Consider the following 15295-nt stretch of genomic DNA (forward strand, 5'->3'; position numbering starts at 1 on the left):
AAGGATTACCCTGTACGAGAAAGTATAGCATTTCTTCCCTTTCTCATCCACCACAAGAGAATTCCTGCAGCAACAATCAGCGCCAAGCAAAGGATCTGTCCTAACGTAAAAATACTCCAAATAAAGCCGATCTGCCTGTCTGGCTCACGGAGATATTCGAGAAAGAATCGAATCCCTCCATACAAACCAAGCGCCCAGGCAAAAAGTTTCCCCGGAATCTTCATTCGCTTTGAGAGAACAAGAAGCGCCGCCCAAAGAACCACTCCTTCGCCACACGCCTCATAGAGTTGGGACGGATGATGAAGGAATGCATCGCCAGCACGCGGAAAGAACATGCCCCATGACACACTCGTCACGCGACCAAAGAGCTCTCCCGTAAAAAAGTTCCCGAGACGCCCAAAGAAAATAGCAATCGGCACAGAGAGCGCTACCGCATCCAACAATACACACACAGACTTCCGATACTTCCAAGCAAAAACAAGTACTGCGAGCACTATACCAACAATTCCCCCATGAGCGCTCATACCAGCAATACCAATCCATGCGCCCGTTTCAAGATCAAATGGCGAGACAAGCGAAGCGGGATGTGCAACGAAAAAAGCAGCATTATAGAAAATCGCGTATCCAAATCGAGCACCAATAATTGCACCACCGAGAAGAAACAGAGAAAAATCTAAGAATTCCTCTCGAGAAAGCACTGCTATAGAATCTCGGCAAGTCACTCCCCACAAAAATAACAAAGAAAAAAGTGCACCAAGAAGAAAAGTGACGCTATACCAAGAAAGAGAAAAACTGCCGAAAGAACAAACAATCGGATTAATGTGTTCTGGAATATGCTGCCACCAATTCATCATGCCGATCCACTCTGATTGTAGGTATCAAGATCCACCTTGAACTCCCGCGCATAGATCCGAACCAGTGCAAGAAAAAACGAAACAATGATCGGTCCGATAAGCAACCCCACAATACCAAAAAGAGCAATACCGCCAAGCGTTGAGAAAAACACTAGGAGCGGATGAATCTGCGTATCGCGCCCCACAAATTTCGGTCGAAGTACATTGTCTATCGTCGAAATAATCCCTACGCCAAAAGCAAGCAGAAAGGCCCCTTGCCATGCATCTCCTGAGAAAAGGAGCCAAAGCCCCATCGGAAGCCAGACAATACCAGACCCGACCGCCGGAATAAGCGAGAAAAATCCCATCACTGCTCCCCAGATAGCCGGCGATGAAACCCCGGCGACTGCGACACCAATACCACCCACAACTCCCTGCAGAATCGCGACAGCGATAGAACCCTTCACGACCGCCCGACTCATAGATGCAAAGTCATACATAAGCTCCTCATCATCACGATCCGACAGAGGGCTCATACGTTTCAAGAAATTCAGCACGCACTCACCATCAATGAGAAAGTAAAAGAGCGCGAAGAAGAGTGCAAATATCCAAAGAATCAACCCCGCGACACTTCCATAGAGTGCTTGCAGAAACGAAATGAAAGCACCACTGCCACTCGAGACACTTCCCAGCATATCTGCGAACCGAAAATTCTGAGACGAAAGAACTTCTCCAATATAAGGAAGTGCCGACAATTTCATTTGAGCCGTCTGCACTATGTCCCCGAGAGAATGCTCCCCTGATGAAAATGCCGAAAGTGCGTTCGTTGCTTCTCCAACGACGAGCGTTGCCAAGATGAGAATCGGAATGATAACAAGGAATGCAACAAGAAGGAGGATGCCCGACGCACTCACAGCGCGTCGACCGCCAGATGCTCGGAGAAAAAATTGATATGTTCCATGAAAGAGAGTCGCCAACACCGCCGCCACCAACAGTGACGTCAAGAAGGGCTGCATAACAAAAAACACCACCCCGCCAGTCACGAAGAAGACAAGGAAAAAGAAAATTGTATTAAAATGAGGAATGCGCATAAAGCTAGTATAGCACAACTTCCCTATCCTTTCCGGAGATCCTCTTTTGAAAATTCAACAAAGACATGCGTTCCAGAGAGAATCTGCACATTCACAAATAGAATGGGAACATTCTCAACCAATATCTTCTCGTGTGGCGGACGGACAGACACGTCCAACCCGTACCGCTCACGAAACCACGCTTTTATTCCCGCTCGCGTATTGTGTGATGATGGAACAAGAAACGGTCGATACTCTCCCTTGAGAGACGAGAAATACTTTCGATGATTTTCATGCAAAGTTACCTCGACCCGTGCATCCTTCCACGCATAATTTCGCACACGCTCTTTTTTTCCTTCCACTCGCAATTGTTTTTGCTTTGTCGTCGACTCTCTCTCACCCTTTTCTTTGGAATACACGCATCGCAGAGCAAGCGGACAAGCGGCACATTTCGGCTTCCCTATGCATATTGCACTGCCAAAATCCATGATCGCCGCATTCAAAGTCTTCGCCGAAACAGAAAAACGATTCCCAATGTTATTCCTCCAATCATCCTTTGCTGCAACATTCTTCTTGTCTCTACTCTTCCCATTTCGCTCTTCCTGAATTTTCTCAAAATATTTTGTCCCAAAAAAGAACCTCCCAATAACGCGCCGGAGATTCGTATCCCACGCAAGCGTATTGACATCATAAGCAAAGCTTGCAATCGCACTCGCCGTATAATCCCCGACACCGGGCAATGTCTGCAATGTCTTAATATCCCGCGGAAATTCCCCACCAAATGTCTCAACAACTATCTTCGCCGTGCGAAGCATATTTCTCCCACGCGAGTAATAGCCAAGTCCCGCATAATACGGCAGGAATTCTTCCCACGACGCTCGTGCGAGTGATTCGACGTCAGGGAAACGCACGAAAAATTTCCCGTAATAGGAAAGAACGCGAGATACCTGTGTCTGCTGAAGCATAATCTCCGACACCCACACTTCGTATGCCGAAATTCCCTCCCGACGCCACGGCAAATGCTCCCGCCCCGCCTTCCCAAAGAAGTCGAGAAGCGTCGATTCAAATAATCGAACACTATTCAGTTGAAACAATCTCCTTGCCATAGCTTTCCATAAAGTAGGAAATATTTTACCATAGAGATATAAGCTTTAACACTGCGCCATGAATACCTTCGAAGCAACTCCGGTAAACAGTCCAAAAGAAAGATCTGCTGATTCCAAAGAAGACATCATTAAACAAAAAGGAGATGCCCTTCGGGAAAAGTTGCGCGCATACCGTTCCCAAAAAGATTTCTTCAAGAATGCCACAGAAAAAGCAAAAGAAATTGGCGTTTCCGCAGAAGAATACCTCATTGAATACGCAGAGAAAGAAGATACCATCAGAGAAGATTCAGACTCTCCCTCCGCCGTGTTTGAATTATCCAACCCTGCAGGTTCAGCTATTAACAATCTCCTCCATGAGAAAATAAAGCAGGGCTTTCTCGCTGATCATGATACGCTCACAGGACTTCTCAACAGGCGAGCTTTTGAAGAAAATGTCCGCCGCCGACAAGCAATCATAAAAAACTTTGAACAACAACCCGAGGTCTTTTCGGAACGTCGCCAAGAAAGCCAAGCTCATACAGAACAGCAGGATTACAGGAGGCACTATTCTATTATGTTCATAGATGCCGATAAGTTCAAGTCAGTGAACACTGAATATGGACATGATGCTGGAGATACCGTCCTCAAAGAAATCGCAAAGACTATCAAAGAAAAAATCCGTGACAACGAAGGCGTAGTAGCTCGATGGGGCGGCGAAGAAATAGTTGCTCTTGTTCCAGTCGATATCGATATCGCCTGCGCAATAGCAGAGCGCATTCGAACAGCTGTCGAGCAAAGAACATTTCGAGCTGAAAGAAAACGCGATTTTCATGTCACCATAAGTATTGGTATTGCTCCATACCAAGATGATAGCAAGAAACAGATAAAAACTGCTGATATGGCCGTTCAAGCAGCAAAAGGCGACTTCTCATCTGTCAAAAATATTGCGGAAAGTCTTGGAGGAATCACGGTAGAGGAAGATCTCAGCGAAACACGTAACCAGATACAATTTGTCGACAAAAATGGGATTCTCTCGAGATTCAAACCAAAAGAATAACAAAAAGATTTCAGGAAAATGAACAGCTTCTGAGATGACCCTATTCCTCCACAATCACTCCTCCTCCCAAACATTCCTCTCCATCATAGAATACAGCGAACTGTCCCGGCGCAATGCCGGGCTGCGATTCGTTGAGGTGTACGCGCCATCGATCTCCCGAAAGCAATCGAATATGACACGGGTATCTTGCTTCTCCGTGGCGTATTTTTACATCGAATGTCCTCTTCTTCGGAAATGAACCAGATACCCAATTCGTATTTTCGATGACAAACTGCTCGCGCGATCCTTCCGCGCCACGCCACGCATTGGAAACAAACACCGTGTTTTCCTTTGCATCTTTTGCAACCACAAACCATGGTCCACCAGAGAGTTTGACACCCTTCCTCTGCCCGATAGTGAAATACCAGAAACCGTCATGCTCTCCGATTTTCTTCCCCGTTTCATATTCGACGAGATCACCTCGCTTCGTACCCAGATAGTGCCCGAGAAATTCATCGAAGCGCACCTTCCCCAAAAAGCATATGCCCTGACTATCTTTTCGACTTGCATTTGGCAAATGAAATTCCTGCGCAAGCTCCCGTACACGATCTTTCTGATATTCTCCAATCGGGAAAAGCGCACGTGACAACTGTACCTGTGAAAGTTGCGAGAGAAAATATGTTTGATCTTTTACCAAATCAGGCGAACACAGAAGCTTCGTCCTCCCTCGAACAAGCGTCGTCCGCGCATAGTGTCCCGTCGCAATGAAGTCAAATGATTCCTTCGCAAGCGTCTCAAAGAATGCACCAAACTTCACTCTAGGGTTACAGAGCATATCAGGGTTTGGCGTCCGTCCAAGGCGCACCTCATCGAGCACATAGGAGACTATCCTTTCCCAATATTCCTTCTGAAGCGGCACAACCGTAAGTGGTACATCGAGCTGTTCACATACCTCGCGAACATATCGCAAATCCTCCTCCCACGGACATTCCCCCAAGAAAGACACCTCATCCTCCAGCCAGATCTTGAGATAAAATGCGCGAACATCATACCCTGCATTTTTAAGCAACGCCAAAGACACAGAGCTATCCACTCCGCCCGAAACAAGCACCGCTATTTTTGATTGCTTTTGCAGTAGTACCATTTAGACCCGTTGTCGTTTAAACACCATCGCCAAACGCAGCAACATCCAAAAAAATTAAAACGCCTCCGTCGAAATGCAACCGAGTTTCAGCATACCTCTCACTATGAATTTTGACAATATCTACTGAAATTTTCCCACTTACCAACAAAAAAACCGGCGACAACCGGTTCTTTTGCTTCGAATTATCAAGACAGAACCTTTCACCAAAAATGAAAATTTCTTACAAAGAAATCCGATAAACTAGGAGTTCGATCCATCACTGGATTCCACAACAGTCCCAAAAGCTGTCTTCAAATCGGCACGAGCCTGTTCGAGTGCCAGCTTGAAATCCGAAAGAGCAGCCGCGAATGACACTTTCTTCGCCTCAGCAAGTGTCTTCACTTGCTCGCCAACCGTGTCCGAATCTTTCCGCTGATCTCCCATAGCCGCCTTGGCATCTTTGAGGCTCGCCTGCAATGTTTCGCGAACAGTCGCCGGATCAACACCCGAATCACAATCGCTTTTCGCGGTCGCAAATGCTGCATCTGCTGCAGATTTAAAGGTCGAGAGACTTGCATCGATAGTCGTCTTCTTTGTGCCAATCGCCGCATCGACACCAGTGCGAAATGCCGCAATCGCTGCATCAACCGTCTGTTGTCGATCGGCAACTGCCTTTTCTACCGTTGCTTTGAACGTCGCAATAGCTGCCTGCTTGTCCGCATCATCACCTGCTCGTTCGAGAAGTTTTGCATACATCTCTTCGCGCTTGGCATCGCGCTCGTTTCGATTCTTCTCGAGCGTCGCATCTCGTTCATCTCGATTCTCATCAAAGACATTCCGGCGATTCGTCTTCCGATCCAAGATATTTTTCTGCGCACCATCCAAACGCTCACTCATTTTCGCATTCCGCTCAATCATGTTCGTGCACAAGTTCTGTTTCCGGTCCATCATATTCTCTTCCCTTTTTGCCTGACGATCCTCGAGAGTACCCTCAACAAGAGCACCCTTCTTCGCATTGTCATTTTCGATCTGAGCCTTTCGCTCCGCTGCAAGGTCATGCGCCCTCACCCAAGGAGCTTTCCTACCACTATCACTATTTCCACTCGTACTGCTTCCCGTCTCACTACTAGAGCTTTCATCAGCGCGTGCAGCCGCAATTCCGAGGGAAAGCACACAGGAAAATGCAACAGAAACAGTTACTCCTTTGAAGAGTCTAGAGCTGTGTATCATCATAGGCGTTAGTTATATCATCAATAGTTTGTACATTCTCTTTCGCTGTTTGCGTCTCGCCAGCTGCTTCATTATCAAGCGCCGATGTATTTGCATCATTCTTCAAGATATCGTCAACAACCGCATCCGGTGTCTCTGGCGTTGCTACCGGTTCTTGCATTGTCGCATCCTTCATCAGAGAGTCGCTCGATGGTGCGGGTGCCGGTGCTGTCGGAGGGAGAGGCATCACCGACGACTCATTCACAAGAGCAGACCGCTGATCAGCAAATTGCCGATAGATAAACGCAAAGGCGATAACCAAAAGTCCTACACCGACAGCAACGGTAATCTTTTGTTTTTCCGTCATAGAAACTTCATTCAAAAAAATTAAAAGTGCTCTTATTCTACCACGACAACACAAGAAAGAAAAAAGGCGATTCATACTCTGGCTTTCTGCCGAAAGTATAAACCGCCTCAAGCAATACTTGGGAGCATCGCTCACCCAAAAAATTACCATTCACTTACTTCACCCTCCGCTTAAACAAATCCCGGAACACCGGGTAGATGTCTGACGAAGAATCTATCTGCCGCATGGAAAAATGCGAACACTGCTTCCTTACCTCCTCATACGCCTCCCACAGGCTTTGGTGACGATCCGGAGTAATTTCGACATAGGCATAGTAGCGCGCAAGTGGCATAATTTGATTCAGTAAAATATCTCGACTGACAGGTGAATCAAAATGCCAATTGTCGCCATCGGAAGCCTGCGCAGCATAAATGTTCCAGCTGGCAGTTGGGTAGCGTTCTACTACAATCCCACTCATCAGGCGTAGCGCGCTCGATACAATGGTTCCGCCCGTCTCCTTTCCATGAAAGAACGTCTGTTCATCCACCTCCATCGCCACCGTGTGATGTCGGATAAAAATTACGTCAATTCTCTCGTAGTTGCGACTCAAGAACAAATACAACAACGTGAAGAATCGCTTCGCCAAATCTTTTCGTTTTTCATTCATTGATCCCGACACATCCATAATGCAAAACATCACCGCCTGCGTCGACGGCTGCGGCTGTTGAATCCGATTGGCATATCGGAGATCAAACGTGTCGATAAACGGGGGCAATTTCTTCGCCTGAATTTCCCGAATTCGTTCACGAAGCTCACAAATTTTCTCATCATCAGGATCAACTCCTGCATCAAGAAGATTCTGAATTTCAGCCTTAATTGCTACAATTTCCGCCCTTCGAGCCCCGAGTATCGCTATCTTTCGACCATATGCCCCCTTAAATGTCCTCACGATAGAGATTGAAGACGGACTCCCCGTACTACTAAATCCCGCACGAACCGACTTGAACTCCGTCACTTTAGCAAGCTGTGTCCGGATGAGATTGGGCAATTCCAAATCTTCAAAGAACAGCTCCAAAAATTCCTCACGAGACAGCTCAAAAACGAAATTATCTTCGCCTTCTCCGCTATTGCTTGCCTGACCACTGCCCGCCGCGCCATTTCCTGCACCGCCCTTTGGACGTGCCATTTTGTCGCCCGTGGTAAATTTTCTGTTTCCTGGGTGAATCACTTCACGTCTCCCACCCTGTCCATGCTTGAATGTCGGTTCGGACAAATCGCGAGCGGGAATATTTGCCTTCTCGCCTTTGTCGACGTCAGTGATACTGCGCCTACTCCCTATAGCATCAGTTATCGCCTTCTTCATCTGACCTTTAAATCGCCGAATAAAGCGTTGGCGATTTACCGCACTCTTATTCTTCCCATCTCTACCACGACGATCAATAATCATAGTCATCTCATACCTCCACACCTTGAAAAAATTGTTAAAAAAACTCCCCGCCGCCTCTCGCGCGACCGGGTTCTCTTTTTGCGTTCCTTCTTGCAGATATTCCCTTTTTGCAAGCAGAGAGATTACCGAGTCACATGAGAACAATCACGCTTCAAAAGAAGCGCACTCATACACCCTGCCGGAGAAATACATCGCTCTGTTTGCATATTTCCCTTGTACCACGACACTCGAGAAAACACAAGGGTCACCACTTTCGTGGCGACCCAAAACATATCGATCAGAAATTGCATTCACTCACGAAAGTATTATCGGCGTCCTCGTCCGGTAGAAGCAAATGATCGTGGCGAATGACCTCGAGAGACAGTCTCGAAGCGCTCGACAAATGTGAAAGCATAGCCAATCTTCGTGCCACGACCCGTACGCCCGATGCGATGAATGTAGTCTTCATACGTCATCGGAAGATCGTAGTTGATAACATGCGTAATGCCATCAATATCAAGTCCGCGCGCCGCAACGTCTGTCGCCACCAAAACACGCAGCTGATCATCGCGAAATCTCGCAAGTGATCGTTCGCGCTGGCCCTGAGACAAATCGCCATGAATTGCACCTGCTTTGAATCCGCGTTCGAAAAGCACTTTGGCAAGTTTCTCTGTACCATGTTTGGTTTTGCTAAACACGAGCACTTTCTGGAAACTTTCCTGAAGAAGCATCTCATGAAGACGCTCGATTTTTTCTTCTCGTCCATTCACATGCACGACATCCTGATGAACATTCTCCGATGTTGCTCGCGATTTGACGAAAACAGTCACGGGATTGGTCAGAAACGACTTTGCGATTTCACGCACACCCGCTTCCATAGTTGCTGAAAAGAAAAGTGACTGACGCTCCTTCTTGGCAAGTGACAAAATATGCTTGATATCTCGCACAAATCCCATGTCGAGCATGCGATCAACCTCATCGAGTACGATATTGTTAAATCCGGAAATATCCATGAGCCGACGCTCAATCAAATCCTTGATGCGTCCTGGCGTCCCGATAATGAAGTTTGGATGCGCCCGCAAATCACGCACCTGGGAATGCATATGCGCACCACCAATTACTATGGCTGACTGAATTCCCGAGCCTTTGGAAAATGCGAGGAATTCTGCCTGAATCTGCAACGCAAGTTCTCGTGTCGGCACAAGAATGAGCACAAACTCATCTTTTGGCGCGTGAAATATTTTGTTGATGAGCGGAATAAGAAATGCCGCAGTCTTCCCAGTACCCGTATTGGCAATACCAATAACATCGCGCCCTGAGAGGACGAGCGGAATCGCCGCATCCTGAATTGGTGTCGGATTCTCAAAATTCCGACCGGCGATGATTTTCTTCAACTTTTCGTGTATAGGAAAATCCGAAAACGCATGTTCCGGATGAAAAGCTTCTGTTTCCGTCGATATGACGGCTTTTTTTACAAATTGTGAAATATCGAAATTCTTCTCGAGCGACGACTTCCCTCGACCACCCTTGCCAGCTCCCTTGGGCGCGCTCCACTTCGATCGCGAATTGTGCGACCGGAAACTTCTCTCTTGAAACATACGATTACTCTCTAGAAAATTATGTCCCGTTTTGCGCACGCCTCGCTATACAAGCGAAGCGTGCCAGACAAAAACGGAATCCTCCGAAAAGGATCCCTCGAACATACACGAAAGAGAGTACCGTTTCAGATGATATTTTGTAGCCTCACAAATCTCTCCCTCTCTTGCGCGACGTCGTTCAAATTTGACGCCATTGCCTTCTTCATGGAAGACGATAAACGCTCCCGAGGCATTGCACAGTGATGAATGAAGTGTAAGGAAACTCCTTGAACTCTTCCGAGAAAAAAGCTTCTTGCTGTCCGAACAAACCGATCTTGCCAACCTTCTCGCATCCCAAAAAATATCAGTGGGGGATCGAAAGGAAAGAAATATCAAGAAAACCGAACAGACACTACAATACTCAATAATAGCAGAGAATCTTTTCGCTGTCAAGACCCATTATCGGAAACACTCTGAGATGGCTCATCTGAAGCCTGATTAGACGAAAATACCCGCGCAATTCCGGCGATTGTTTCTTGCATCCGCAGAAGAGACACGTCATCGAGTATAGAGAAAGAAAAGGTATTTGGATTCTTCTTTGAGAGCGCTTTCACGAGTTTTTGCACCTCTTTGGGCGTCCGCTCATCGGCACGCGAAATGACTATCCACTCCGGCTTCTCAAGTAATTTCGGATTATACCGTTTGAGCTCCTTGCGGATATTCGCATAGTCAGTCACAGGCGTCTTGCTGTCCGCCGCAACGAGATGAAAGAGCACGCGCGTCCGCTCAATGTGCTTCAAAAATTTGTGCCCCAATCCCTTCCCTTCCGAAGCACCCTCGATAAGCCCCGGAATATCCGCGAGTATCGTATTGAAGTACACGCCGAGATTTGGCTCGAGCGTCGTGAAACGATAGTTTCCCACCTTGCTCGATGCATCGGTAAGCGCATTGAGGAGGCTCGATTTCCCCACATTGGGATACCCGATAAGTCCGATATCAGCAATCAGTTTGAGCTCCAAGTGAAGTGTCATTGCATCCCCGGGAAGCCCCGGATTTGCCCGGTCCGGCGTCGTATTCCGACTCGAGCGAAAGTGAAAGTTCCCAAAACCACCATTCCCACCGCGCGCCACAAGCACCTTCTGTCCCGGAAAGACAATATCATAGTCTCTGCCACGCGCCACATCATGCGCGACAGTTCCCACAGGCACGCGCACGATTTTGTCATCGCCATCGGCGCCGGTACGCATGTTTTGCTCGCCATGCCCGCCATTTCCCGCTCGTACACTCTTGACCGATCGAAACGGACGAAGCGCACCCAAGTCCGGCACGCCCAAAAGCACGACGTTTCCACCACGTCCGCCATTTCCGCCAGTCGGTCCTTCATTCATCATGGTCCGCGTAAATCGCACCACGCCGTCTCCACCTTTCCCCGCCGACACCTCAAGAGTGACATCATCAATAAGCATAGTTTCCAATCTTAGCACGGAAACCGTCGAAAGGCAAGGAAAAATTCTTGTTAACATTGACAAAGTAATATTTTTCTGCTATAATATGCTATCAGTGAAAAAGGGTAGATTCATAGCAAAGTGCCGACCATAAATGCTTACTGGAAAGGTTGATCGACGTTTTGCTATCCGTCTGTTCTGGATAGAGCCTAATAGTACTTGAACAATTCACCGAAGTAAAAGGAGAGTAAGATGAACACCGAATCAGTATCCCCCAAAACGCAAGATCTTGGAAACTTGGTTCTCGGCAATCTTACTTGGATGAAGTGCCAAGAAGATCCGGAATTACGTGAGACTCCCGAAGGAATGAAACAGGTGCGCTGCGAGTTTATAAGCCTCTCGCCCACCATATTGGGGGATTTGTTGTTCGAGGTGGTATCCCTGACATCTATCATGCAGTCAAAGCTCGCGTTTTTGCAGTATTGTCAGGAAAATGGATTCGTCCAAAAAATGATAGCCGCCATGCCGGAAGAGGCTCTGGGATGGATGTCCAGAGGCGATGTACTAAAAAACATAGTCTCCACACTTGACTGTCTCATCGAGCTTGCCAAAAGCATAAGTGGCAATATCATTGGGTTCCTGGAGAAAAACGGGATTACCGAGGAACAGGTTTTAACCGCTCCCGAATCAAAACTCTGTCTCGATGAGAGTCTTCGAGGACGCTATCGTGCCGGCACGCTCACGATCCGTGAGTTGCTCTTGGAGCAACCGATGATTATCCTCAAGAACAGCTAGGACGGAAGCGGTCGCTTCTTCGCTCTAAATCACAAAGCCCCTCCCGGATTCCGGCAGGGGCTTTTTACTTCGAACGGTTTCTCTTTACTTTTCAAGCGCCTCAACAAGAGATCAAATCTTCGAGTGAAGCGCGATGCGGTTTCCTTCGGTATCGAGGACAAGCGCCATAAAACCGTATTCGCCAATCGCCTTTTTCGGAGCAAGAATTTTGCCACCCGCCATCTCCACTCTCGAGAGCTCATTGGACAGATCGCCCGAATACGCCGTGAAATACACCAGCACGCCCTCCGCCGACGGCTTGTACCATTCCTTATGAAAGACGAGCGACCCCGCGGCGCCCTTCCCATCCGTCATCTGAAACCACGCCATGTCGATCTCTCCCACCTGATTGCGACTCAATGTCACCTCCAAGACCGTCTCATAAAACTTCATCGCCCGCTCCATATCGACGACGGGGATCTCAAACCACCCCACCGCATTGCCTTTTTCTTCCGCCATAACGTTGTGTGAAAAAAATTATTTTACCCTTCAAGAGAGTACCATAGTTCCAGAAAATAATCATCTCCATGTTTTAACTCTACAAACTATTGACTTTATACTAAAAGTATGCTTTTATACTCTGTTGGAATTTTCCAACGGAGTATGCAGCTTTTTTAACAAATCTTATCAAGAAGGGATATTGCTCATGTCAAACGATGAGACAACTATTGAGTATTTCTCCGCCCTTTGGGATTGCGAATATTGCAAAACAAGAGATATTTTCGCTCGTAACCCAAGAAATCCCGAGCAACGAATCGATCACTGTCCAAACTGTGGCGCCGCTATCCCGGAGCCGATTGATGTTGAGACGAGGGGTCACGAAGGAAACCCCTACAAAACTCCGAGTGAAGGTCAATGGACACAACTCCTCGACGCTTTCTCCGCTCAACAAGGAGAAGCCGGCCCGGATTGGCCATGCGAGTCCTGTTCCTCACTGAATTCCGATCTCCATTCCCACTGCGTCAGTTGCGGGCATTCGCGAGGAGAAGACCCGAGGGAAAAAGAAGTCACGGAAGACACCATGGGCAGAGAAGTCACAGCGAGGGACACTCCTTCCTCTACGGAAGAACGACCTCCGCAAGAAGCCATCCCACCACATCTCTCCAAAAGAGATGCGGGGATCGAGCAAGAAACATGTCGGCATGAACCGACCGTTTCGAGCCACGGGCATCATCGCTCGAAAGCGCTCCCCATATCTGTGTGTTTCGCGGCTCTTGCCACTTGCATATGGTTGGTCTGGTTTTTCTTTTTCTCGGCTTCCGACGTGCAGGTGGAAGTAACCGGTCTTTCATGGGAAAGAAAAATCGCCGTGGAGGATTTTGCTCCCCGCCAAAGCGGAGCATGGAAAGGTACTGTTCCTTCCGATGCTTACAATGAGCAGGAAACTCGAAAAGTCCATCATTACAACAAGGTCCAAACCGGGACAAAGGTTGTCAAACACCAGCGATCGCGGCGCGTCCAGTCCGGCACTCGGCAGGAATGCTCGACGGAAAACAAAGGGAACGGCATCATCAAGCGAACCTGTCACAGTGTTCCCGAGTACAAAACGGAATACTACGCCGATCGCGATATCGAACCGGTATACCGCGATGACCCCGTGTACGAAACATGGGTGGACTACACCGTCAATCGATGGAAGTTTTCTCGGTGGATCACGGCATCCGGCAACAATCACGATGCTCACTGGCCCGAAACCCTGATTCATCCGGCTCATTCGGCAATACCGAACATCGGAGACGAGCGTCTGGGCGAACGGACTGAACACTACACTGTCCGCTTACGCGAAATAGACTCGGATGAACCCCGCGTATGGAACGAGACAGTGTTCCTCTCTCGATGGCAGCAATTCTCCATCGGCGAAAGCTTCGTCATACACACCAACCGCATAGGGACAATCCTCGGGTCACTGGAAGCAACAGCTTCCTCACCCTAAGGAAATGCCTCACAGAACCACAAAACTCCTCTCTGGATCCGGACAGGGGTTTTTTATTTCGAGAAAAGCTCATTCTTGTTTGTACGAGAATCATTATTCGGAGGATTAAGTTTTACATTACCGAAGAATCCCATTACAGCGGCAATCAAAATCACAAAAGCAGTAAGCATCAATAATTTGTAATATCTCTTACTCCAATCAGCATCCTTTTCAGATTTTCTAGGTAGAATAAGAAAGAATATCTGGAGAAAGAAAGCGCAAATTCCACCAAGTAGAGTAGAAAATATTATCGCCGAAACAAGATCAGATACTGTGCTGAAAATTTGAATATTAATAGAAAGAAAAGTAAAAAGCGCAACAAAAACTCCCAAAGTTTCTATGGTACGAGTTTCCCTTCCTTCCAGCTTATCCAAATCTTTCTTAAATGCACTTAGTTCACCTTTGATTTCACTGATGTCACTTTTCAACTTTTCAGACTCTTTCTCGCTCTCAGCTAAAAGCCTTTTAAGTCTTCTAAAATCACGAATAGTCTTCTCAATCTCCTCAATACGTTTGTTATATTTTGAACCTAATTCTGTAAATTCTATAGATGGCTGACCACTTTCTAAAAATCGAACATTATCTTCTAATCGAAGACGACTCCCAATCGCTTTTTGAGAGAATACATCAACATTCTGTTCACTTGTTCCTTCACCTGCACTATTTTCATCCGGCATATAATCCATCTTACGACATTCCTCAGAGGGACAACTGATTCAGAAATTTTACAATATTTCCTACATCTTTTGTTTTATTATGGGCTTCTTCTAGAACATTTGTAATGAAACTTACATCTTGTTTTTTTATTTCATCCATGTACCTATTATTTACGTCAAAAGCCACTTCTAGACTACGTAAATTATGATCAAATTTCACTGAAACATTATAATTAAATCGCTTATCCTCACTTACATAACTTATAGTTCGAGATTCTTTTGACACATCTAAATTAAATATTTTATCGAGTTGTTCATCAGATTCTTCCGCACCTGAAATGTCATATTCTCGAGAAAATATTGCCCCACAAAATTTCACTTTGCCAGCATTTTGAGCAACATTCTCTTGAAACATCTTGTTTCTCGCCTCAACTAGCACTTCAATAGTTTTCGTTAACTTATTCAGATCCGGACTTTCCTCATTATTTCTTTGCAACTGAACTCTATTTGGCGATACTAACAATTCTGATTGAGAAGCACCTACTTTTATTTTCTTTACAGAGAATTCACCGATACTAAAAGCGTACTCGGAAAGACCCTCCTGTTTATGAAGAAACTCAGCTACCAAATCAGCTGGATTATCAAACTCAACAGCAACGAGAATTGATTTATACATAAATAAA

Annotated in this window: 16 protein-coding genes; 3 read left to right on the forward strand and 13 right to left on the reverse strand. The window is 46.8% G+C overall.

The features are described 5' to 3' along the window. Positions 1 to 5: 5 nt before the first annotated feature. The 3 genes from lgt to IPJ67_03680 are packed head-to-tail and all read right to left on the reverse strand — an operon-like array spanning position 6 to position 3009. Complete coding sequence (lgt, locus tag IPJ67_03670) at positions 6 to 854, reverse strand: prolipoprotein diacylglyceryl transferase (GenBank protein ID QQR77217.1); 849 nt, start codon at positions 852 to 854, stop codon at positions 6 to 8. Beyond that, a complete protein-coding gene (locus IPJ67_03675; protein ID QQR77218.1) occupies positions 851 to 1924 on the reverse strand; it encodes an AI-2E family transporter in 1074 nt (357 codons plus the stop codon). The genes lgt and IPJ67_03675 overlap by 4 nt, the downstream gene beginning before the upstream one ends. Positions 1925 to 1947: 23 nt before the next feature. After that, positions 1948 to 3009, reverse strand: coding sequence for an A/G-specific adenine glycosylase (locus IPJ67_03680; protein QQR77219.1), 1062 nt, complete (start codon positions 3007 to 3009; stop codon positions 1948 to 1950). Between the two features lie 58 nt (positions 3010 to 3067). Between IPJ67_03680 and IPJ67_03685 the strand changes: the two genes are divergently transcribed. Beyond that, positions 3068 to 4045: a GGDEF domain-containing protein gene (locus tag IPJ67_03685; protein ID QQR77220.1), complete on the forward strand. Its 978-nt coding sequence runs from the start codon at positions 3068 to 3070 to the stop codon at positions 4043 to 4045. A 40-nt stretch (positions 4046 to 4085) separates the two neighbouring features. Here IPJ67_03685 and mnmA read toward each other — a convergent pair whose 3' ends face one another. The 7 genes from mnmA to obgE form a co-directional block, all read right to left on the reverse strand. Continuing rightward, the gene (gene mnmA / locus IPJ67_03690) at positions 4086 to 5168 is read right to left on the reverse strand and encodes a tRNA 2-thiouridine(34) synthase MnmA (protein ID QQR77221.1); all 1083 of its coding nucleotides are present in this window, start codon (positions 5166 to 5168) and stop codon (positions 4086 to 4088) included. 240 nt (positions 5169 to 5408) lie between these two features. After that, entirely contained in the window at positions 5409 to 6380 is a 972-nt protein-coding gene (locus IPJ67_03695; GenBank protein ID QQR77222.1) for a hypothetical protein, read from the reverse strand. Continuing rightward, entirely contained in the window at positions 6361 to 6723 is a 363-nt protein-coding gene (locus tag IPJ67_03700) for a hypothetical protein (protein ID QQR77223.1), read from the reverse strand. Before IPJ67_03700 ends, IPJ67_03695 begins: the two co-directional genes overlap by 20 nt. Positions 6724 to 6877: 154 nt before the next feature. After that, positions 6878 to 8155 (reverse strand): YeaH/YhbH family protein, encoded by a 1278-nt coding sequence (locus tag IPJ67_03705; GenBank protein ID QQR77224.1) that lies wholly within the window; start codon positions 8153 to 8155, stop codon positions 6878 to 6880. 116 nt (positions 8156 to 8271) lie between these two features. After that, positions 8272 to 8439: a hypothetical protein gene (locus IPJ67_03710; GenBank protein QQR77225.1), complete on the reverse strand. Its 168-nt coding sequence runs from the start codon at positions 8437 to 8439 to the stop codon at positions 8272 to 8274. Between the two features lie 15 nt (positions 8440 to 8454). After that, entirely contained in the window at positions 8455 to 9726 is a 1272-nt protein-coding gene (locus tag IPJ67_03715; GenBank protein ID QQR77226.1) for a DEAD/DEAH box helicase, read from the reverse strand. Positions 9727 to 10154: 428 nt separating this feature from the next. Next, positions 10155 to 11171: a GTPase ObgE gene (gene obgE, locus IPJ67_03720; protein QQR77227.1), complete on the reverse strand. Its 1017-nt coding sequence runs from the start codon at positions 11169 to 11171 to the stop codon at positions 10155 to 10157. A 231-nt stretch (positions 11172 to 11402) separates the two neighbouring features. Here obgE and IPJ67_03725 point away from each other — a divergent pair, with 231 nt between their 5' ends. Further along, positions 11403 to 11945 carry a hypothetical protein gene (locus IPJ67_03725; GenBank protein ID QQR77228.1) on the forward strand — a complete coding sequence of 181 codons (543 nt, stop codon included), beginning with the start codon at positions 11403 to 11405 and terminating at the stop codon, positions 11943 to 11945. A gap of 111 nt (positions 11946 to 12056) precedes the next feature. On the opposite strand, the gene IPJ67_03730 is transcribed toward IPJ67_03725, so the two are convergent. Then, positions 12057 to 12443, reverse strand: coding sequence for a VOC family protein (locus IPJ67_03730; GenBank protein QQR77229.1), 387 nt, complete (start codon positions 12441 to 12443; stop codon positions 12057 to 12059). Positions 12444 to 12630: 187 nt separating this feature from the next. Between IPJ67_03730 and IPJ67_03735 the strand changes: the two genes are divergently transcribed. Beyond that, the gene (locus IPJ67_03735; GenBank protein QQR77230.1) at positions 12631 to 13917 is read left to right on the forward strand and encodes a hypothetical protein; all 1287 of its coding nucleotides are present in this window, start codon (positions 12631 to 12633) and stop codon (positions 13915 to 13917) included. A gap of 53 nt (positions 13918 to 13970) precedes the next feature. Here IPJ67_03735 and IPJ67_03740 read toward each other — a convergent pair whose 3' ends face one another. Both IPJ67_03740 and IPJ67_03745 read right to left on the reverse strand, forming a co-directional pair. Then, positions 13971 to 14633 carry a hypothetical protein gene (locus tag IPJ67_03740; GenBank protein QQR77231.1) on the reverse strand — a complete coding sequence of 221 codons (663 nt, stop codon included), beginning with the start codon at positions 14631 to 14633 and terminating at the stop codon, positions 13971 to 13973. A 22-nt stretch (positions 14634 to 14655) separates the two neighbouring features. Next, positions 14656 to 15288 carry a hypothetical protein gene (locus IPJ67_03745; GenBank protein QQR77232.1) on the reverse strand — a complete coding sequence of 211 codons (633 nt, stop codon included), beginning with the start codon at positions 15286 to 15288 and terminating at the stop codon, positions 14656 to 14658. Between the last annotated feature and the right edge of the window lie 7 nt (positions 15289 to 15295).

The organism is Candidatus Moraniibacteriota bacterium (genome assembly GCA_016699385.1).
Taxonomy (GTDB): domain Bacteria; phylum Patescibacteriota; class Minisyncoccia; order Moranbacterales; family UBA1568.